Here is a 20,536-nt window from a genome sequence, read left to right on the forward strand (position 1 = left end):
GTGTCGTGCTTGGGGGATGCGGAGCATGGGCTGGATTAGGCAGCCTGGGCATCAAATCCGGCCGCGTTGAGCACGTCGAGGGCGGTATGCAGCGCCTCGCGGCTGCGGAATGAGAGCCGGAACGTGCCGCCGGTGCCGTCGCGCACGCGCAGCAGTTCAATATTGCGTACCGACACGTTGGCATCCGCCAGTGGCTTGCTAATAGCATGCAATGCCCCGGCCTCGTCAGGAACGCGTACCGTGCAGTCGTGCACAGACCGCATGAGACCGGCTGCTTCCTCGGGCAGTCGAGCGCGTGCATCCTGGGCAGCGGCAAAGTCGTCTTCGAGCGCATCCATATCGCCCATAGCCACCTGACGCTGCACCCGCTGCAGGCGGCGCGTAAAGTCGGCAAGCGCATCCAGAATGCTCCCCTGATTGCCCACAAAGATCTCGCGCCACAGATCGAACGGTGATTCGGCAATGCGCGTCAGGTCGCGGAATCCCCCAGCGGCCAGTGCCAGCGCATCGTCGTTGGACTCGGCCGCGTGCTGCACGAGCGTAACCGCCAGGAGCTGCGGCAAGTGACTCACACGCGCCACAATGCGGTCGTGCGCTTCGGGAGCGAGCACAACAGGCGTAGCACCGACAACCTCAACAACAGCTCGCATGTTAGACAGCGCTTCAGACGGAGTGTCATCGGTTGGGGTGAGCACATAGGCCGCATTCTCGAAAAGGATCGGGTCGGCTGCGTCAACGCCTGCGGTTTCTGCGCCAGCCATGGGGTGTCCGCCCACGAAGGTCACATGCTCGGGCAGCACCTCCTGTGCCTGATCGACCACGGCCTGCTTCACCGAGGCCACATCGGTAACCACCGCGCCCTCGGTCAGATGCGGCGCAAGCGGCTCCATGGCTGACGCAATTTTGGCCGGAGGAAACGCCAAGATCACCAGATCGGCCCCATCAACAGCGGCCCCCATCGAGGCGGCTTTCGCGTCTATCAGGCCGCGCTCCTCGGCACGCTCCAGCACATGCGGACGATCGAACCCCACCACGGTGCAGCCCGGCGCGTGCTGGCGCAGGGCTGCTGCCAGCGAGCCGCCAATGAGTCCGGTACCAAGTACAGCGCAGCGGTCGAAGGGGAAGTCGGTCATGCAGGGCACGTGCGTTGTGGACGAGGCTGATCGATGAGGGACGGCGTGCGAACGGGCCCACCAAGCGCCGGGTTCAACGATCTCTTCTGTGCGCCACCACGAACGGGCCGATTCACCTTGCATTGACGCTCCTTCATGTCTGCTTTTATAGCAGACGCATCGAGACGCGCCAATACCCGACCCATAGTTGAGCCCTGCGCTCAGAAACTAAAATGTATAAGTTCTTGTCGCACTATCTTCCTAAATTATTTTTGCAAACCATTTAAACCAAGCAATTTAATTTGGAAACTACCAAGCATGACAGGAAAACATCCTCTGTACCCTTAACCCGCGTGCCCCCAACGCATTCCAATGAACACGAAAGGATATATGCTCTACTCCGTGCCGCTACGGTGGTACACACTGCTGGTCCCGATCCTCCTGTTCGTATGGATCACTCCACTGGCGACTCATGCCCAGCTTCTTACAGGAGAACCATCCACCATGGAGCGTCCCCCGCCGCAGGCTCAGATCGTTGGGCAACATGCGGACCTGCTGAATACGGATAACCCTCACCTTCAGCAGCAGGCGATGCGCAACATTATCGCTCTCAGCCATAGCCACCCAGCAGCCCACGACTGGAGCGCGGTGGGCCGCAGCCTGGTTCGCATCTACAGTCACAACACAGACGACCGGCTGCGTATCATGGCGGCTTCTGCGATTTACACGATTGGCGATCAGCACTCCATCGATGCCATAAATCGTCACAATGCGCTTGTCCGACACACACATGCGCTTCAGAGGTCACGCTACACCCCCTCGCGTGTTGAGCAGATTGGCGATCGTGCGGTACGAATGTACTACCACACGCGCAGTGAGCAGCGGCGCGCAGACCGCATTCAGCGCCGTATCGACCGACACATGGATAAGGCCCACCGACACACCCAAAAAGCCACACGGCTCGGCCAACGAATGCCCACCAGAACAAGCGGCTAACACATACCCAGATAGCTAACCACCCAGGCGGCGAATCCGACATATTTATCGGATTCGCCGCCTGTTTGGTAGGTGATAACTGAGCGGCGGCGTTATTTTCGTAGGTTAGTTCGAGTTTGACGGCGTATGCGTCTGCACCAGGTCATGATACGCGTGCATGGCGTGCTCGCCCACGTCAAGACCCTCGGCCTCTTCGTGGTGGTCCACACGCAGCCCCATGGTTTCATCGATGAGGCGGCCTACCGTCCAGCAGAAGGCAACCGTGGCTCCGCCTACTGCGGCGATACCGACAAGCTGATATCCAACCTGTGCCAGCCCCGCCATATCGCCGAAGAGCCCCACAGCGAGCGTGCCCCAAATGCCGCATGTCAAGTGCACGCTTACCGCACCTACCGGATCATCAATCTTAATTATTTCATCGATTACAACGATAGAGGCATAGACGAGTCCGCCTGCCACGGCGCCAATCACAACCGCCTCCCACACGGCCATCAGGTCGGCTCCAGCCGTGATGCCTACAAGGCCAGCCAGAATGCCGTTGAGCGCCATCGTCAGATCCGGCTTCTCATCACGATACCACGACAGCAGTCCGCCTGTAATGCCGCCAGCAGCGGCAGCCATCGACGTGGTGACGAGCACAAGCGATACAGTGGCCGGGTCTGCCGTAAGCACCGAGCCGCCGTTGAATCCAAACCAGCCAAACCACAGCAAGAATACGCCAATGGTAGCCAGCGACATGTTGCTGCCTGGAATAGACTGCACGCCGCCGCTTGCCGGATACTTACCCAGACGCGGTCCCAGCAAAATGGCCATGACGAGCGCGCCCCATCCGCCGACCGAGTGCACCAGCGTAGAACCAGCAAAGTCGTAGAAGCCAAGCTCGTTCAGAAATCCACCGCCCCAATGCCACGACCCGGTGATCGGATAGCTAATCATGAGAAAGCCGACGACAAACACCAGAAAACTCGACAGCTTGATGCGTCCGGCTACCCCGCCCGACACAATCGTTGCGGCGGTGGCGGCGAACATGGCCTGGAAGAAGAAATCGGTGTACCAGGTGTAGCCTTCGTTGTAGGCAGGCGTGAGCAGCGCCTCAGCGTCCTGCGGAGATACCGTAATGAAGTTTGTAACCGCACCAAACGACACCAGCCCGTTGAAGTCGCCCGGATACATCAGGTTGAACCCGCAGAGCGCGTAGGTCAAAATCCCGATACAGATGATCATCGAGTTCTTAAACAGGATGTTGACCGTGTTCTTCGACTGCGTCATCCCCGACTCCAATGCCGCGAAGCCCAGATGCATGATGAACACCAGCATCCCGGCGATCATGATCCACAGGTTGTTTACCATCCACTCGGCGGAAGCCGCAGCCTCTGCTGTATCTTGGGCCATCGCATCAGCAGGCGCGCCCAGTGCCAGTGCGATTAGTCCCAGTACTACGATCCCAAATGCTCGCATGTGTCGTTTCTCGTCTTGTGAGTACAGCCATCTACATGCATCGAACTGGAGCTATGGAGGCCCCATTGCGTGATCCACAAGACGTATTTAATTGCTCGTAATGACTATTTCAACTTAATTATTTTTGCAAAGCGCTTCCAAAAGAATAATAATTTTGTTTCGGGTGCCAATATACTGGAATTGTCTTTTTTGTTACATTTCGATGGAGATGCAACGGACTCGGCGTTGTGTGCGGTCTATGTTGATGCTCTTAAGCTGCGTGCCGTACGTTGATATCCTGTCGCCGCCATTTTTGCTCTCGCCCTGACCATCTGTATGGATCTGCTTGCCGACGCCCCGCACGTTTCAATTCCAACGCTTCATGCCGATCTGGAGGCCCGCCTTGCAGCACTTCGTAACGACGCCGCAGCCGTTGCGCAGTCGCGCACCCATGTCGATGCAGCACTCGCGGGCGATACCGCCCATTACGGCATCAACACCGGATTTGGCGCGCTCGCCCAGCAACAGATTCCGCCTGAGCAGGTGGAGGCACTGCAGCGCAATCTGCTGCTCAGCCATGCGGTCGGCGTAGGCGACCTGGTGCCGAAGCCCATCACCCGGCTGATGCTTCAGCTCAAAATCCACGCGCTGGGGCTGGGCTATTCCGGCGTGTCGCGCCGCACATTCGAGCAGTTGCTCCAGCTGGCCGAGCACGACCTGATACCTGCCGTACCCAGCCGGGGCAGCGTGGGGGCCTCGGGCGACCTGGCCCCGCTTGCGCACCTGGCGCTGCCGCTTATTGGTCATGGTGCGTTCTGGACTGAAGACGGCACCGACACGCGTCCCGCCATCGATGTCCTTCAGGCGCACGACCTCGATCCAATCACGCTTCAGGCGAAAGACGGGCTCGCGCTCATTAACGGCACGCAGCTGATGGGCGCCTACGCCGCACACATTCTGCATGCAGCGCACCGGCTGCTCCGATGGGCCGACCTGATTGCTGCTATGAGTTTGGAAGCGCTTCAGGGCAGCATCAAACCATTCGATGAGCGCGTGCATGCCGTCCGCCCGCATCCCGGCGGACAGACCGTTGCGGCCAATGTGCGCATGCTGCTTCAGGAAAGCGAAATTCTGGAATCGCATCGTACCTGCGGCAAGGTGCAAGATCCGTACTGCCTGCGCTGTGTGCCGGCCGTGCACGGGGCCAGCCGCGACGCCCTGCGCTACGCCACCACCGTTACTGAACGCGACATCAACAGCGTGACCGACAACCCGCTGGTGTTCGACAATGGGGACATTGTAAGTGGTGGCAACTTCCACGGGCAGCCGCTGGCGCTGGCGCTCGACACCGCCGCCATTGCGCTGGCCGAGCTTGCCAGCATCTCGGAGCGGCGCACCTACCTGCTGCTCAAAGGCCACGACGGACTCCCCAAGCTGCTCATGGAGGACACGGGGCTAAACTCGGGCTTTATGATTCCGCAGTACACCGCTGCCGCGCTGGTTTCTGAGAACAAGAGCCTGTGCCACCCCGCCTCAGTCGATTCAATTCCGACGAGCCTGGGCCAGGAAGATCACGTCAGCATGGGCAGTATTGGCGCAGTGCAGGCGCTTCAGGTGCTTGCAAATGTTGAGGAGGTGCTGGCCATCGAACTGCTCACCGCCGCGCAGGCGCTGGACTTCCGCCGTCCGCTACGTCCGGGGCGCGGCGTGGAGCTGGCCCACGAGCGCATTCGCGCCGCCATCCCCCACCGCACCGCCGACGCCGCGTTCGACGCCGACCTCGACCGCTGCCGCCAGTTTGTACGCCGTCCTGCGCTGTTGGACACCATTGGCAATGCCCTCACTCCTATTCGGTGAGATCGAAGAACGGCCCCAACCCAGACACGCCGCGCGGGAGATACCGAATCTGAACGCAGCATGGCGATATCGTTTCTCTACAACATATCGGATGTACATCGTCCGTTGACCTTCAGCCTCGTGTGGGGATGGAGGAATGGACGGGTGAAAGGATGGATGTTTTTCATTTGTCTGGTTTCCCTTTCCACACCTTCCCCCTTCCAACGAAGCATGCGGAGTTGGTATAACTCGCAGGATACACACGAAATCTGCACAATGGGGCACATTACGCTGGCACGCGTCCCTTCTTTTTGGTTAGTTTATATATTTCCATTATCTTCTCTTGAATGCCTGCTCTCGTTATGGCCGATTCCAACGCTTCGCTACCTGCTTCGTGGTCGCGCATTATGATTCCCTGGGTCGAACCCGTCATCGACGGCGGGCGCTGGCCCATCAAGCGCGTGCAGCACGAGCCGGTGACCGTACGCGCGGCGCTCGTTGTGGATGGCCACGACCTCATTGCTGCCGAAATCGCGTATGGGCTGGAGGGTGACGATACCACGCACACCGTACCGCTGGAGGCCACGGGTAACGACACGTACGAGGCCACCTTCACCCCCACGCAGCTCGGACGCTACACCTATCAGGTGCGCGCCTGGCTCGACCGCTTTGGCACCTGGCAGGACCAGTTTGAACGCCGCGTGCAGGGCGGTTCGCCGGCCGAGGAAATTGCCAGCGAGCTGCAGGACGGCGCGAACCTGCTCCGCCGTACCGCCACCCACACCGACCACGAGGGCGTAGCTGCCGACCTGCGCGCTGCCGCCGATGCATTTGAAAACGGTGATACCGACCAGGCGCTCAATCCGGAGCTCACCACTATCATGCGTGCTCATGCGCCCCGCGATATGGAGATCCGAAGCGAGACGTATGGCGTGCGCGTTGACCCGCGGCAGGCGCGCGAAGCCGCCTGGTACGAGTTCTTCCCGCGCTCGGCAGGGCCCGCTGACGCCCACGGCACCCTCGACGACGCGGCGAAGCTGCTGCCCCGCATCCGCGAGATGGGATTCGACGTGGTGTACCTCCCGCCCGTGCATCCCATTGGCGAAACCAACCGCAAGGGCAAAGACAACGCGCCGAGTGCCGAGCCGGGGGATGTGGGCAGCCCGTGGGCCATTGGCGGGTTTCTGGAGGACGGCACGCGCGGCGGCCACAAGAGCGTGCATCCCGAGCTGGGCGGACTCGATGCGTTCGATCGCTTTGTAGAGGCCGCCAACGACGTAGACCTCGATGTGGCTATCGACATTGCGTTTCAGTGCTCGCCCGACCATCCGTACATCGAGGAGCATCCCGAATGGTTCTATCAGCGGCCCGACGGCTCCATCCGCTATGCCGAGAATCCGCCCAAGAAGTACGAAGATGTGCATCCGCTCAACTTCGAATGTGACGACTGGCAGGCGCTCTGGATGGAGCTGAAGAGCGTATTTGAGTTTTGGATTGAGCGCGGCGTAACAACCTTCCGTGTTGACAACCCGCATACGAAAGTCATTCCGTTCTGGACATGGTGCCTGCGCGAGCTCCGCAAAGACACCCCCGAACTGGTGGTGCTGGCCGAGGCGTTTGCGCGCCCAAACACGATGTACAGTCTGGCCAAGCTGGGATACAACAACTCGTACACGTACTTTACCTGGCGCAACACCAAAGAGGAGCTGCAGGAATACGCCCGCGAGCTCTTCCATACCGAAAAGGCCGAGTACTACCGGCCCAACTTCTGGCCCAACACGCCCGATATCTTGCACGACGAACTCGCGCACGGCGGGCGCCCGAAGCACATGACCCGCTTTGTCCTGGCGGCTACCATGTCGCCCGTGTACGGCGTGTACGGCCCGCCGTATGAGCACGTCGACAACCGGCAGCACCCCGACCGCGAGGAGTACATGCAGAACGAGAAGTATGAACTGCGCACCTGGAACTGGAACGACCCCACCTCGCTACAGCCGTTTATGACACGCGTCAACCGCATCCGGCGCCATAACCCGGCGCTTCAGCAGATGCGCAACATCCAGTTTTTGAAGACGCGCAACGATCAGATCATTGCGTACGTGAAGTGGAGCGATGACAATGTGATTCTGGTCGTCGTGAGTCTGGACCCGCACTACGAGCAATTTGGGCAGCTGGTCGCAAGCCCGTACGACCTGCACATGCCTGGGGCCGACCGCCTGCGCGTGTACGACTTGCTCAACGAGGCGGCATACGAGTGGGACGGCCATGAGCACTACTTGCACCTGAAGCCGGAACAACCCGCCCACATCTTCCGCGTTGAATCCAATTACCGCCCGTAGTGGCACGCCGGGGTTCTCCGCACCCTGTGTACATGCCACTGGCACCTGGCGCTCTCGCGTGACGAACGGACTTTCGTGCGAGAGCGCCTCTGTTTCGCATCCCTTCGTACCCAATGCCCCATGCTGCATCTATGCCCAACGACTTTTTGTCCGACCCGCTGTGGTACAAAGACGCTGTTATCTACGAGCTGCATGTGCGGTCGTTTTATGATGCAAATAACGACGGCTTTGGCGATTTTGCGGGTTTGTGCGAAAAACTGCCCTATCTGGATGCGCTTGGGGTGAACACACTGTGGCTGCTTCCTTTTCTGGAAAGCCCGCTCAAGGACGATGGCTATGACACTGCCGACTACTTCAAGGTGTTGCCGATCCATGGCGACCTGAGCGACTTTCAGAAGTTTATGGATGAGGCCCACGATCGGGGCATGCGGGTTATTACGGAGCTGGTGCTGAACCACACCTCCGACCAGCATCCCTGGTTTCAGGAGGCGCGCGACCCTAATTCTGATAAGCACGACTGGTATGTGTGGAGCGAGACGGACGACAAGTACGAGGATGTCCGCATCATCTTCACCGATACCGAGGAGTCGAACTGGACGTGGGATGCGAAGGCGCAGAAGTACTACTGGCATCGCTTCTTTAGCCATCAGCCCGACCTGAACTTCGACAACCCGGAGGTGCGAGCGAAGATGAAGGAGGTGATGTTCTTCTGGTTTGATATGGGCGTGGATGGGCTGCGCCTGGATGCCGTTCCGTATCTCTACGAGCGCGAGGGCACCAGCAGCGAGAATCTGCCCGAAACCATCGACTACGTGAAGGAACTGCGCGCCGCCATTGAGGAGCGCTACGGCCCCGGCAAGGTCATGCTGGCCGAAGCCAACCAGTGGCCCGAAGACACGCTGCCGTACTTCGGTGAGGACAACGACGGCACGAGCACCGGCGTGCAGATGGCCTTTAACTTCCCGATTATGCCGCGCCTGTTTATGGCGCTGCGTCGCGAAAACCGGCGCCCGTTTGTGGAGATGCTGGAGCGCACCCGCGGCATCCCCGAAGATGCGCAGTGGGCCATCTTTCTCCGTAACCACGACGAGCTGACCCTCGAAATGGTGACGGACGAGGAGCGCGATTACATGTACAACGAGTACGCCGCCGACGACCGCTTCCGGATCAACGTGGGCATTCGGCGCCGCCTTACGCCGCTGCTGGAGGGCGAGCGCAAGCGCATTGAGCTGATGAACGCGATCCTGTTCTCGCTCAAGGGCAGCCCGGTCATCTACTACGGCGACGAAATTGGGATGGGCGACGACCCGTTCTTGGGCGACCGCAACGGCGTGCGCACGCCCATGCAGTGGAGCCCCGACAAGAACGGCGGCTTCTCACGTGCCCCGCACCACAAGCTGTTCATGCCGCCGATTAACCGGGGCGAGTACGCGTTCGATGTCGTCAACGTCGAGGATGCCAACAACGACCCGCATTCGCTCTTGCACTTCATGCGGCGCCTCATTGCACTGCGCCAGCAGCACAAGCAGGTGTTTGGGCGCGGCACGCTGGAGCTGCTTCCGGTCGAAAATCCGAGCATTCTGGCGTTTGTGCGTCAGCATGAAGACACCTCCATCCTCGTGTGCGCAAACCTGTCGCGCTACGCCCAACCGGTGGAGCTGCCCTCGCATTCGGCGTTTGCAGATGCAGTGCCAGTCGAGCTATTCGGGCAGTCCCCGTTTCCGGCCTTTGAGGACGAATCCTCATACACGATCACCGTGGGCCCGCACGGATTCTACTGGTTCAAACTCGTGTCGCAAGACGAACTCGACCGCCGCGCGCTTGCGGATCCCGAACCCGCAACAGCATCCCACAGCAACTCGAACCTGCCGGTGTTCTCGGTGCAAGAAGGGCTGCAGAACGTGCTCATTCCCACTATGGCACGCGGGCGCCACCCGGAGCGCTTTGCTGCGGAACTGCCCGAATTCTTGCAGTGCCAGCGCTGGTACGGCAGCAAAGGGCAGTCCATTGACGACGTTGAAGTGGAAGACGCGCTGCGCCTGGACACCGATCCGGTGGTCTATCTCTCCATCATTCGTGTGCACCACGGCGACACCTCGGAGCTGTTTACGCTGCCGCTGTCGACCCTGCCCGGCAAAGAGGGCGATGCTCTGCTGGAGGAGCATCCCGACGCCGGCGTCATCTGGCTGAACACGGATGCGCAGGAGGAGCACCTGCTCGTGTACGATGCCAGCGTCACCGATGGCTTCTGGTCGACGCTCTACCGCTGGTGGCGCAATGACGAACGCGGACGCTCGCTGCAGGGCGTGTACGAGGCTCGCCAGACCAGTTCGTTGGATACGGCGGTAGATCCCGGCACCATCCGGCTGTTCTCAGGCGAGCAGAGCAACTCCTCGGCGGTGGTCGACGATGCCTCATTCGTAAAGCTGTATCGCCGCCTTGAAGAGGGCGTGCATCCCGAACAGGAGCTGCTGGCTCATCTGACTGAACACGAGTTTAGCTTTACGCCCAGGCTGCACGGTACCATCGACTTTCATGATCACGACCGCACCTACACGCTGGGCATCGTGCAAGAGGCGCTCGACCTTGACACCGACGGCTGGACGTACGCGCTGCAGTCGGCCCGGCGCTTCCTGGAGCGCGTGGCGCAGACGCCGCTCCCCGAAGATGCCGCGCAGCCCCCGTTCTTGGGCCCCACCCATGCGCTGCAGCCGCCGGTGTGGATGGAGAACGTAGCCCCGGAGCTACTCTCCGTGGCCGAGGTGCTCGGCGTGCGCACCGCTGAGATGCATCGCGTGCTGGCCAAAGGTACCACCGATGCTCTTCACCCCGTCGACGCCCCCAGCGATTTGGGCTCGGTGCTCCGCCGTAGCATCTGGGATGAGGCCAAGGCCACGCGCGACCTACTGGACGACCACGATGCCCCCGAATCGCTCGACGATGACGTGTCGTGGAATGTGCTCTTGCGCCACCTGACGGCCCTGAGCGACCACACGGCCTCGTGCCAGCACATCCGCCTGCACGGCGACTACCACCTGGGCCAGATTCTACGGGCAGATGGCGAGTTCTACATCCTCGACTTTGAGGGCGAGCCGGCCCGATCTCTCGACGAACGCCGCCGCCCCAACAACGCCCTCCGCGACGTGGCGGGCATGCTCCGTTCGATGGAATACGCCGTGTTCTCCGCCTGGAAACGGTACGATGGCGACGACCCCTATGCGGCCGACTGGGTGCACACGCTCTTGCGCTGGCTGAACGTAACGTTCCTCGATGCCTACGCCGACACCGCCGAAGACGACGCGTTTCTGCTTCCGCGCGAATCGCGCTATCTCTACCTGTGGGCCTACCTCGTCGAGAAAGCACTCTACGAGGTACGCTACGAGATCAACAACCGTCCGTCGTGGGCCTGGCTGCCTCTGCGCGGCCTGCACCGCTTGCTCGACGCCGCCCCCGAAGCCGAGTCAGCCTTTCAAAACGGAACCACCGCCGACGACCACGAGGCATCCTCGTTCTCAGGGTCGCGGTAGCTGGGTTGCATGAGGGGCATTGTGATACCGTGAGATTAACCGCAGGACCTGGCTACGACCCCGCGTATTGAGTCCTTTCTCCCGAGGGGAGAAGGACAGGATGAGGGGAATACGTCTCTCAAATTGGTAGCGAACAGGCCACTGGGGATGCAAGCGGTCTGGGGATGAGGTGCAGCGTACGGCGGCTAATCTAACAATCCGACATAGCCTCTCCCGTCAGCGGTTAAAGCTCGAAGTTGATGGGAAGCACCATCTGGACCTGCACCGGCTCGCCGTCTTTCATGCCGGGGCGCCAGTCCGTCTCTCGGATGACGCGCTGGGCTTCGTGGTCGAGCGCGCGTGTCCCCGACGAGCTAAGAACACCAATCTCAACAGCCTTGCCCCCGGGCGAAACCACAAACTGGATAATCGCTCGCCCCTCGCGCTCTTGCTCGCGGGCCAACTCCGGATACTCCAGCTCGCTGTACAGCGCCTCCAGACCGCCGATGAGCTCAGGCGCTTGATTCGATGCTGACGCGCCCCGGTCTCCGTTCGCTTCTGATGTGTTTTCGCTTCCGGCACAGGCACTGAGGCTTAGCATCAGTACACACAATAGAAGCGGAATGAGCCGATGCATCCAGCCGAACGCATCGTGTGCAGGGGACTGTTGTCGGAATGTGTATGTCATGCGTTTAGAAGCAGGTGTAGAAATGGGACAGAACGTTAGCGGTTCAGGCTGAAGTTAACGGGCAAGGTCATCTGCACCTCGACAGGCTCTCCGGCTCTCATGCCGGGACGAAACGCCAGCTGGCGGACCGCCTCCCACGCCTCGCGGTCGAGAATTGAGTTGCCTGCCGTCTGGCAGACGCGGACCTCTGTTGGCTCACCTTCGCGCGATAGAATAAACTGGATCCAGCTGGTGCCCTCAGCACCGATTTCGCGCGCCTTGGTCGGATACGACAGTTTATCGTACATCGATGCCATCCCGCCAATGAGTTCGGGCTCTTGGCAGTCTGTACACTCTTCTTCGTCCGACTCCGCTTCCGCTCGGTTCTCGTTATAATCGTCGGGACGGCAGCTTGCGGGGACATCACTACGTACGCCTCCGCTTCCTGCGCAGCCTGCTACGGCCACGACAGTAGCCATCAGAAACGAGAGAAACATCCACTTCGACGCAACAGGAAATGAGGAAATCATTGATGGATGTGATTGGGCGGGACACGAAGAATAGATTGCAAACCATCTATAGCGTAGCCATCTCAGCCTTCAATCGCAAGCTTGTTGGGCCCGGTTTCTCAGCGCGGCGCGGTCGATTTTCATGCGGTTGGGCAGATCGTCGGGCCACAGCAGGTAGCGGTCGGGATGCTTAAACCGCGCAAGGCGCCCCTGCAGCCCCGTGCGATAGCAGCCGGGGGCGAACGCGGTGCCCGGCGCCGGCTCCACAAACGCCACCGGACGCGCCCCAAACTCTTCATCAGGCACGGGCACCACCACCGCACGCGCCACCTGCGGTAGGGCCTGTAGCGCGCGCTCCACGGTCTCCGGCTGGATGTTCTCGCCGCCCGAAATAAACTGATGGTCCACGCGCCCGGTGATGTGCAGGCGGCCTTCAGCGTCGAGATGCCCGACATCGCCCGTACCCAGCCAGCCGTCTGCATCAAACGACTGTGTGCGTCCTGTCGGCGTCAGGTAGGCCCGGCAGCGTGTGGGACCGCGCACGGCCAGTTCGCCGGTGTCGCGCACGGCCAGTTCGCGGTGAGGTAGCACGTGGCCTGCCGTTGCCAGCGTCTCGCGCGAGGCTCCTGGCGGCGTGGTCGTTACCTGCGAGCCCATCTCGGTGGAGCCGTAGGTCGTGTGCACCGGCCACCCCCGAGCGTGCGCTTCATCGAGGAGCCCCGCCGGAACGGGCCCGCCACCCACGAGCAGGCCACGCAGCCACGGGGGCGGCGGGCCGTCGGTGGCCTCCAGCAGGCGCTTAAGCTGTGTGGCGACGAGCGATCCGTGCGTGATGCGGCGCGTCGTCCAGTCGCGCACCGGGTTGTTGAGCAGCGCCACCGCAGCCCCCGCCAGCGCCGCCCGCATCACAATCGCCAGCCCCCCGATGTGGTAGAGCGGCAGCGACAGCGCCCAGCAGTCCGTACTGCGCAGCGGCATCACCGAAGCCGCCCCCCGCGCACTGTAGAAGTGCGATCGCCACGCGTGCACCACGCCTTTCGGCTGCCCGGTACTTCCAGAGGTAAAGATCACCGTCGCATCCCCCTGTAGTTGTAAGGTGGATGCGCAGGAGCGTGCCTGAACGGAGGCGTCTTCCGCTCTCCGGCTACGCGGATGCACCGCCACAGGAGCCGCCGCAGGTAGGGCATCGTCGTCATCCGCCAGACACGTTGCGACCCCGGCCATCTGGAGCGCGTCGGCGCGTTCGTCGGGCGTCCACCGCCTGCTCACGAGCACCACGCGCCGCCGCTCGCGCCAGCCTGCCCACAGCCATGCCAGCGTCTGCACATCGCGGCGCGGCAGCAGCCCGATGGAGGCGCCCTGTAACTGTGCATCCTGCTGCAACGCGTGCTGGGCCGTGCGAATGTGCGCCTCCAGGTCAGCGAACGTCCACGTACACGCAGGTCCTACGACCGCCGGTGCGTGGGGGCGATACCGCGCCTGAAGGGCCAACGGGCAGATGATGTGGGACGTGGTCATGGTGATGTCCAATTCGTGGGGACGCTGGGCATATAGGTTGGGCGTTCATTTCGTCTGTCCTGCCGTAGAGACGTGCCATGGCGCGTCTCTACTTCTTTCATCACGACCGATCCACCGCCTCCAGCGCGTCCCGATCGACGGTCCAGTTATCAAAGAGACCGGGCGCCATGGTCAGCAGTTTGCCGTGTGCATCGGGAATGGGCGGCCACGCGATGTCGCGGGCCAGCGCCTGGTACGTGCTCATGCCAATGGCGCGGTCGGGCGGCGTCACCTGCAGCGCCGTAGCAAAGGTGCCCCGCCAGCCGACGCCCGTTTCGTAGGCGCTCGTCACGATGACGGGCACGTCACCCGCCTGCTCGGCCAGCTTCTGCACGCGGCGGATGCCCATCCATGCGGGCTTCACCACAAACGCCGCCACGGGCCAGTCGGATACCGCGTCGATGCCACGCGCCCGGATGGTTTCGTCGAGCGCAATGGGGACGGACGTGTCTCCCACAAATGCGCGCAGATCAGCATCGGGCACGAGCGGCTCTTCGATGTATTCGAGCGCCCGACGATGCTGCACCGCCTCGCAGATGGTGTGCGCCTGCTCGACCGACCACGCCTGGTTCGCATCCAGCCGCACGGTCATGCCCGTAGGCAGCGACGCAAACAGCGCATCGAGCCGGTCCAGGTCGTCCTCGACCGGGGCACGCCCTACTTTCACCTTGATGGTGCTGACGTGCTCGGCCTGCAGCGCCATCAGCACCTGACGCATGTCGCGGTCCTCGGGCGTCTGCCACAGCGCATTGCCACTGCGGGCTGAGCGTCCGGCGTTTAGCCAGTCGTGCCACGACGTGCCCGCCTCGCACGCGGCCCACTGCTGCCCGATCTGGTCGATGGCAAAGCGCAGCGGCCCCGGTGCCTCGGACGGGTACGGGGTGACGTGTCCGGCGGCATCTGCGCTGAGCGTGTTAACCTCAGACTGCCAGTCGCGGGCGGCCTGGGTCACCGTCTTGAGCGAGGCGGTAAACCCCAACAGCGGCGCCGCCTCGCCCCAGCACGTCCGCCCCGATGGGTGCTCGGCCGCCAGCAACAGGCCCGTGCGATGCGATATGGGTCCGTCGGGACCGGGCAACGCGTTAGTCAGTGGGATGCGATATGTGTAGCAGGCAATAGCAGACATAGACGGCAATGCGCGGGCGAAAGAAGCAGGTATATCAAATGCGGTTAGAGCGTTACGTACAGTACAGTCCCTCTGTAGCGCTTCAGACTTGGGAATGCACGGGTAGTGCTGTGTCACAGGTCATTCTGCGGACTGAACCAAGATGGATACGCGTGCCGTGCCGTCCCGAACCGTTCCCGCTAAACGCCGAGGAGATGGTTCGACTGCGCTCACCATGACAGGCTTCGTGGGAGAATGATTGCAAGACAAGTATCAAAATGAGGGTTGAAAAAGCAATGGATGTTTTCCTCGTCAATCCGTTCACACGTCCATCCCTCCATACATCAACGACGCGTGCGGAGTGGATACTTACGTGAGCATCCACCCAAGCGCAAAACAGATGCTGTAGAGCGCCAGGGTGCGTCCGGTTGTAGGCAGAAGTGGATTCAGGCGCTCCGGGTCGGTGGTGCCCGAGTGCAACGTTTGCAGGGCGGGCCAGGCGCCTGCTACGACGGGCGCGGCGACCAGGACGCCCCAGTGTCCTCCTACATGAAGTGGCAGCGCAACAGGAACGATTGCAGCTACCGCCATGCAGACTGCATACAGCCGCACTCCGAACGCGCGCCCGAGGCGTACTACAAGCGTGCGCTTGTCCGCCTGACGGTCGCCTTCGAGGTCACGGATGTTGTTGATGAGCAGAATACACACCGAGAGCGCCCCCGGTCCGGCTCCAGCAAGCACCGCAGGCGCCGTAAGGGTGAGCGTCTGCACATAGTACGTACCCGCTACCGCTACCGGGCCAAAGAACACAAACACAAAGAGATCCGCCAAGCCGATGTACGCCAGCGAGTAGCGTCCGGCGGTGTACCAGAGCGCCGAGGCAATCGACGTCACGCCGATGAGCACCACGGGCCAGCCGCCGCGAATCATCAGGTAGGTGCCTGCGGCTACCGCTGCCGCAAACACCGCAAATGTGGCCCAGCGCATCGTCTTCGGATCCACCAGTTCGGCCTGCGTTACGCGCAACGGTCCCACGCGCTCCTCGGTGTCGGTGCCACGCAGGAAGTCCGTGTAGTCGTTGTGGAAGTTCACCCCCACCTGAATCAGCAATGCCGACAACAGCGCAAGTCCGGCACTAAGCGGATGAAAGCCGCCATCGCCCACGGCCAGGGCAATCCCGATCATTACAGGCGCTGCCGCCGCTGGAAGTGTCTTCGGGCGGGCGGCCTGAATCCAGATGCGCCAGGGCGCAGCAGCCAATTCGTCGCGGGTGGGCATGAGGCGGTGTGTTCAGTTAAAGGCGTTTTGTTGAGAGGCGAAGAGGCCGCTTCGCTCCCGCCGGAGACGTACGCGCCGGGCGGCGCTCCCAGTCTCCGGCTACGGGTACCGTTTCTCCATCACGTAGCATTGAATCACTACCCAATAACGGATTCAATGTCTGTCACCTATCGCTGAGGGCGGCAGCCACGTGGGCATCCAGCTGCGTGTGTACGTCGGCGTTTTCGGTGCGGTCAGTGCGGACTTCAATCAGGGCGCTGGTGCCGCGCTCACAGGCTGCCTGGTATGTATCCGCAAACTCGGCGCGCGTGCTCGGCTGGTGGTAGGGCAGGTCGAATGCCTCAGCAATGGCTTTGAACGAGCGTCCGTGTGGGGTCGTAAAGTGCGGCTCGAACACGTCGCTGTGCTCGGCAATCGGCAGAAAGTGGAAGATGCCGCCGCCATCGTTGTTCACAACGACAGCGATCACCGGATGCGCCTCCAGCAATGCGAGGGCATTCACATCGTGCCAGGTGGCCAGGTCGCCAATGAGGAGCGTGGTCGGTGCATCGCGCGCAATGCTGATGCCCGTTGCGGTGGCAATGGTGCCGTCGATACCGCTGGCTCCGCGGTTGGCAAACACCGGCACGTTCGCGCCCTGAGCTGTGGCGTAGCGCTGTGCATCGCGGATAGGCATGCTGCTGGCCAGCATCCACGCGTGGGTGTCGGGGATGTGCTCGCTGAGGGCGCGCGCCACACTTGGTTCGCTCAGCGGAGGTAGTTCCTCGTCCTCAAACCGTTGCGCAAGTGCATCACTCACGGCATCGTTAGCCCGCTTCCACTGACCGTTCCAGGAAGCCGGCGTGGCGGTGCGTGTAGGTAACGCATCCATGGCCGCTGCGACGGTTGTCTCGATGTGATGCGTACACCGGTGGTCGGGATCCACCCGAAGCGGCGCGGGACGAATGGTGGCGTAGACGCGTGCTTCCGCATCCCGCAGAAAATGCCGCATGGGTTTAGATACAAAGCGTCCGCCTACGTGCAGCACGACATCGGGACGAAGATCGGCTGCCTGATGATGGGCGATGTGGTGCGCGTGCGGCACCACGGGCGATTCGGCGCTCAGGCGAAGCTGCGAGGTGATGTCGGGCAGCACGGGCCAGTGCTGCGCGCGAGCCCAGTCGAGCAGTTCGTGCGCCTCGGCATCCGTAAGGCGGCCCGCCACAATGAGTCCGCGCTCGGCCTGTTGCACCGCCTCGGTGAGCGAATCCGGAAGCAGCGCGTGCGGCACGGGCACCGGGTACGTGGTGAACGGCGTGCGCCGCTCGGCCCAGTGGTGCACGGCGGGGTCGTCGATCTCAAACGTCTGCTCGACCGGGTGCAGCGGCTTGCGGTACATCACATTCAGGTGTACGGGCCCGCCCGGCGGACGCTGAGCGTGGTGGAGCGCCTGGTCGACGGTGGTGAGCACAGATGCCAGCGGCGTGTCGGGGCTGGGCGGCGGCACATCGGCGCTCCAGCGTACGTGATCGCCAAAGAGCTTCACCTGGTCGATGGTCTGGTTGGCCCCGGTGCCCCGCAGCTCGGGCGGACGGTCGGCAGTCAGCAGCAGCATGGGGATACCCTCTTGCCCCGCCTCGGCCACGGCAGGCATGCCATTGGCTACAGCGGTGCCCGAGGTGGTAATCCACCCAGCAGGATGTCCTGTAGCACGTGCAAATCCCAGCGCAGCAAACGCCCCGCCGCGCTCATCCACATGTAACACAGACTGCGCGACCGGATGCTGCGCGACGGCGGTCGTCAGGGGGGTAGAGCGCGAGCCGGGCGACACGAAAAACGTGTCGACGCCTGAGCGCACGCATTCGTCGATCATGCAGCGCGCCCAGGCGTGGGTTCGGTTTGGAGCATCAAGTGGATTCGGAGCGGTCGAATGGTCCATGCAACGGGTTGTATCTAAATAGAATGAGATTTACGCAGTTGCAGCACTACCCCGCATCTCGTCGCGAGGCTCTGCCTCGTGACGCAATCGTTCAGGGGCACAACAGGCATGACCCTTCGGGCCCCTCTGCCCCGTTTCACTCACCTAACGCTCCAGTGCCGCCTTAAAATCCGCCAGCTTATTCTCGATCTCGTCCCACTCGCTGGCCGGGTCGGAGCCCTCTACGATGCCCGCGCCCGAGTAGAGTGTGAGCGTGTCGCGATCCACCAGTGCCGACCGGATGGCTACGAGCATTTCGGCGGCATCTTGCGTCATCCATCCCACGGGTCCGGCGTACCATCCACGGTCGAACGACTCGTGCTCGCGGATGAAGGCGCGGGCGGTGCGAGTGGGCGTGCCGCCGACCGCCGGCGTCGGATGCAGCGCGTTTAGCACGTTGAGCGGCGAGGTGGATTCGTGGAGCGTGGCAGTAATTTCGGAGCGCAGGTGCCGCTTGCGTTGCAGCGCCAGTTCGCTGGGAGCATCCGGCATGTTCACGTCTGTGGCAAGCGGGGCCAGCGCATCCGCAATCGCATCTTGCACAAACGCATGCTCGCGGCGGTCTTTGTCGCTGGTCAGGAGTTCGTGGCGCAGCATGGCATCGTCGGCGGGCGTGGCGCCACGAGGACGCGTTCCGGCAATGGCTTCGGTGCGGAGCGTGTCGCCATGCATCCGAAACAGTCGTTCGGGCGTAGCGCCGATGAACGCCGGACCCGAGCGCTTGGGCTGCCATCCAAAGGCGGTACACTGCGGCGTTTCTTGCTGCAGGCGGTGCAGGAGCGCCCACGGCATGAGCGCGTGGTCGAAGTGCAGGTCGACCGCACGGGCCAGCACCACTTTGCGAAGGTCCGTGCTGCGAATGGACTGTACGGCAGCACGCACTTGCCGCATCCACTCCGCCCGCGTGGGCCGATCGGTACGGCGGATGCGGTGGGCATCGGTGTGGGCGTCGGGGATATTGGGGAAACGAAGCGCATCGATCTGGCGGAGGAGCGCCTCGTGCGCGGCAGTGTCGTGCGGAGCCACCAGGGTGGCATGCAGCCGCGTGGTGGAGCCACTGCGGTGCAGGGTAAAGCGTGGCAGCATGAACGTCCACGCTCCAAAGTCAGCCCACGCTGCCTCGCGCTCTGATGTCGGGTCGAAGCGCGCCCCGCCCCACAGACGCACTGCAGGCGGCAGGCGATCGAGCCACGGCGCAAGGCGCTCCACGACCGAGGCAGGGACGGTCTCCCCAGATCCGGCTTCACCCTGCCACTGACGAGCGGCCCCCACTACCGCGTAGGTGCTATCGGTGGTACGGCTGCGCCAGTAGACAAACGGAGCCTGCGTTTGCACCGCGCCCCATGCCAAGGGATCGATGGCAACAGGCACCTTAACCGACACCGCCCGCACCTGCTTCACGCCGTTCATGGATTGCACGGCCTGCCGTACCTTGGCGCGCAGCGCCTGGCGCACAGCATCGGCGTCGATGCGATCGTCGGACGGAGCCGAAACCAGAGAAAGAGGGATCATAGGGCGAACGGAAGTCAACCAGCAAGGGCACAGCAGCAGCGGTGCGCATTGTTTCGTGAATGCGCGCAGCACGTACAGAGTTACGACGCCAGGTGGCGCACGCTATTCGTTACCTGGGCTTCGAAGGTGTCATGTTCATGCGTTACGACGTACAGTCCCGTGTTGGCATGCGGCACGTTCGGCATCTGCGTAAGATCGCCATCGTAGAGCAGCGAGGCCAGCATGATGCGCATGTAGCGCCCATGGGTTACAACCAGTACGTGCTCGCCAGCGTGCGCCTCAAGGATCACATCAATGGCGCGGCGCGCGCGGCGCTCCACCTGACGCGGCGACTCGCCGCCTTCAACGGGGGCTTCTACTTCACCCGCCCGCCAGCGCGTTTTGATCGCTTTCATAGCCGCAGTGCGCTCGTCGGTGGGCGGCGTGCCTTCGTACACGCCCCAGCTAATCTCTTTCAGGTCGTCGAGATAGGCGTACGGCAGCGGCTCGTGAGGCACGCCTAAAATTTTGGCCGTCTGGCGCGCGCGGACCAGCGTGCTGGCGTACACCGCGTCGAGCGGCGTATCGGCCAGGTGAACAGCCAGCGCCTCGGCCTGCGCCCGGCCTGTTTCGTTTAGCGCACTATCAACGCCGCTCCCTTGCATGATGTGGTCGCGGTTGTAATCGGTTTCGCCGTGGCGCGTGACGTACAGCGTAGTGGGCTCAGCAGGCATTGCAGGCAGTAG

The 20,536-nt window shown here is 62.3% G+C and carries 14 protein-coding genes; 4 read left to right on the forward strand and 10 right to left on the reverse strand.

Features of this window, described 5'->3' with window-relative positions; genetic code table 11:
- Positions 1 to 35: 35 nt before the first annotated feature.
- A complete protein-coding gene (locus CRI93_RS08850) occupies positions 36 to 1,133 on the reverse strand; it encodes a prephenate dehydrogenase (protein ID WP_098062262.1) in 1,098 nt (365 codons plus the stop codon).
- Positions 1,134 to 1,502: 369 nt separating this feature from the next.
- Here CRI93_RS08850 and CRI93_RS08855 point away from each other — a divergent pair, with 369 nt between their 5' ends.
- Positions 1,503 to 2,108 (forward strand): hypothetical protein, encoded by a 606-nt coding sequence (locus CRI93_RS08855; protein ID WP_141491636.1) that lies wholly within the window; start codon positions 1,503 to 1,505, stop codon positions 2,106 to 2,108.
- A gap of 105 nt (positions 2,109 to 2,213) precedes the next feature.
- Here CRI93_RS08855 and CRI93_RS08860 read toward each other — a convergent pair whose 3' ends face one another.
- Positions 2,214 to 3,500, reverse strand: coding sequence for an ammonium transporter (locus tag CRI93_RS08860; RefSeq protein WP_342752105.1), 1,287 nt, complete (start codon positions 3,498 to 3,500; stop codon positions 2,214 to 2,216).
- Positions 3,501 to 3,881: 381 nt separating this feature from the next.
- Here CRI93_RS08860 and hutH point away from each other — a divergent pair, with 381 nt between their 5' ends.
- The 3 genes from hutH to treS all read left to right on the forward strand — a co-directional run bounded on the left by hutH (position 3,882) and on the right by treS (position 11,247).
- On the forward strand, positions 3,882 to 5,402 hold the full coding sequence (gene hutH / locus CRI93_RS08865; RefSeq protein ID WP_098062265.1) for a histidine ammonia-lyase: 1,521 nt from the start codon (positions 3,882 to 3,884) through the stop codon (positions 5,400 to 5,402).
- Positions 5,403 to 5,743: 341 nt separating this feature from the next.
- Entirely contained in the window at positions 5,744 to 7,720 is a 1,977-nt protein-coding gene (locus CRI93_RS08870; protein ID WP_098062266.1) for an alpha-1,4-glucan--maltose-1-phosphate maltosyltransferase, read from the forward strand.
- A gap of 131 nt (positions 7,721 to 7,851) precedes the next feature.
- Positions 7,852 to 11,247: a maltose alpha-D-glucosyltransferase gene (gene treS / locus CRI93_RS08875; protein WP_098062343.1), complete on the forward strand. Its 3,396-nt coding sequence runs from the start codon at positions 7,852 to 7,854 to the stop codon at positions 11,245 to 11,247.
- A gap of 223 nt (positions 11,248 to 11,470) precedes the next feature.
- Here the strand turns inward: treS and CRI93_RS08880 are convergent, their stop codons facing one another.
- The 8 genes from CRI93_RS08880 to CRI93_RS08915 all read right to left on the reverse strand — a co-directional run bounded on the left by CRI93_RS08880 (position 11,471) and on the right by CRI93_RS08915 (position 20,524).
- Entirely contained in the window at positions 11,471 to 11,914 is a 444-nt protein-coding gene (locus tag CRI93_RS08880; protein WP_098062267.1) for an energy transducer TonB, read from the reverse strand.
- Between the two features lie 35 nt (positions 11,915 to 11,949).
- Positions 11,950 to 12,423: an energy transducer TonB gene (locus CRI93_RS08885; protein ID WP_098062268.1), complete on the reverse strand. Its 474-nt coding sequence runs from the start codon at positions 12,421 to 12,423 to the stop codon at positions 11,950 to 11,952.
- A 69-nt stretch (positions 12,424 to 12,492) separates the two neighbouring features.
- Complete coding sequence (gene menE / locus CRI93_RS08890) at positions 12,493 to 13,920, reverse strand: o-succinylbenzoate--CoA ligase (protein ID WP_098062269.1); 1,428 nt, start codon at positions 13,918 to 13,920, stop codon at positions 12,493 to 12,495.
- 100 nt (positions 13,921 to 14,020) lie between these two features.
- Positions 14,021 to 15,085 (reverse strand): o-succinylbenzoate synthase, encoded by a 1,065-nt coding sequence (gene menC / locus CRI93_RS08895; RefSeq protein ID WP_098062270.1) that lies wholly within the window; start codon positions 15,083 to 15,085, stop codon positions 14,021 to 14,023.
- Between the two features lie 348 nt (positions 15,086 to 15,433).
- The gene (locus tag CRI93_RS08900) at positions 15,434 to 16,342 is read right to left on the reverse strand and encodes a 1,4-dihydroxy-2-naphthoate polyprenyltransferase (protein WP_098062271.1); all 909 of its coding nucleotides are present in this window, start codon (positions 16,340 to 16,342) and stop codon (positions 15,434 to 15,436) included.
- Between the two features lie 163 nt (positions 16,343 to 16,505).
- Entirely contained in the window at positions 16,506 to 18,260 is a 1,755-nt protein-coding gene (gene menD, locus CRI93_RS08905; protein ID WP_098062272.1) for a 2-succinyl-5-enolpyruvyl-6-hydroxy-3-cyclohexene-1-carboxylic-acid synthase, read from the reverse strand.
- Between the two features lie 144 nt (positions 18,261 to 18,404).
- A complete protein-coding gene (locus CRI93_RS08910) occupies positions 18,405 to 19,811 on the reverse strand; it encodes an isochorismate synthase (RefSeq protein ID WP_098062273.1) in 1,407 nt (468 codons plus the stop codon).
- A gap of 80 nt (positions 19,812 to 19,891) precedes the next feature.
- Positions 19,892 to 20,524, reverse strand: a complete 633-nt coding sequence (locus tag CRI93_RS08915; protein ID WP_176521804.1) for a histidine phosphatase family protein — start codon at positions 20,522 to 20,524, stop codon at positions 19,892 to 19,894.
- Positions 20,525 to 20,536 lie beyond the last annotated feature (12 nt).

The organism is Longimonas halophila (assembly GCF_002554705.1).
Classification (GTDB): domain Bacteria; phylum Bacteroidota; class Rhodothermia; order Rhodothermales; family Salinibacteraceae; genus Longimonas; species Longimonas halophila.